General features: G+C 46.9%; 1 protein-coding gene. It reads left to right on the top strand.

Annotated elements, in window-relative coordinates; all coding sequences use genetic code 11:
- Positions 1–1,079, top strand: a 1,079-nt coding sequence (tuf, locus tag H9629_RS15280) for an elongation factor Tu (protein WP_225215838.1), incomplete at both ends; no start/stop codon positions are given.

Genomic DNA, 1,079 nt, shown 5'->3' with positions numbered 1-1,079 from the left:
GAACGTAATAAGCCACACGTTAACGTGGGCACAATTGGTCACGTTGACCATGGTAAAACAACTTTAACAGCTGCGATTGCAACTGTATGTGCGAAGAAATTCGGTGGCGAAGCGAAAGACTACGCTGCGATTGACTCTGCACCAGAAGAAAAAGCACGTGGTATTACCATCAATACTTCTCACGTAGAATACGATTCTCCAACTCGTCACTACGCTCACGTAGACTGCCCGGGTCACGCCGATTATGTTAAAAACATGATTACTGGTGCTGCTCAGATGGACGGCGCGATCCTTGTATGTGCTGCGACTGATGGTCCAATGCCACAAACTCGTGAACACATCCTGCTTTCTCGTCAGGTAGGTGTACCTTACATCGTTGTATTCTTGAACAAATGCGACCTTGTAGACGACGAAGAGCTTCTTGAGCTGGTTGAAATGGAAGTTCGTGAACTTCTTTCTACTTACGACTTCCCGGGTGATGACACTCCAGTGATCCGTGGTTCTGCTCTTCTTGCACTTAACGGTGATGACAGCCAATACGGCGAGCCAGCAGTAGTTGCGCTTGTTGAAGCTCTTGACTCTTATATTCCAGAGCCAGAACGTGCAATTGACCTTCCGTTCCTTATGCCGATTGAAGACGTATTCTCAATCTCTGGTCGTGGTACAGTAGTAACTGGCCGTGTAGAGACTGGTATCGTTAAAGTAGGCGAATCAGTTGAAATCGTTGGTATCCGTGATACACAAACAACGACTGTTACTGGCGTTGAAATGTTCCGTAAACTTCTAGACGAAGGTCGTGCGGGCGAGAACTGTGGTGTTCTTCTTCGTGGTACTAAGCGTGAAGACGTACAACGTGGTCAAGTATTGACTAAACCAGGTGCGATCAAGCCACATACTAAATTCGATGCGGAAGTATACGTACTTTCTAAAGAAGAAGGTGGTCGTCACACTCCATTCCTTAACGGTTACCGTCCACAGTTCTACTTCCGTACTACGGACGTAACTGGTGCGATCTCGCTTAAAGAAGGCGTGGAAATGGTTATGCCTGGTGACAACGTTGAGATGTCAGTAGAGCTAAT

The organism is Acinetobacter pecorum, assembly GCF_014837015.1.
GTDB lineage: Bacteria > Pseudomonadota > Gammaproteobacteria > Pseudomonadales > Moraxellaceae > Acinetobacter > Acinetobacter pecorum.
The sequence above is the reverse complement of the archived record's forward strand: the minus strand, read 5'-3'. Positions and strand labels throughout refer to the sequence as shown.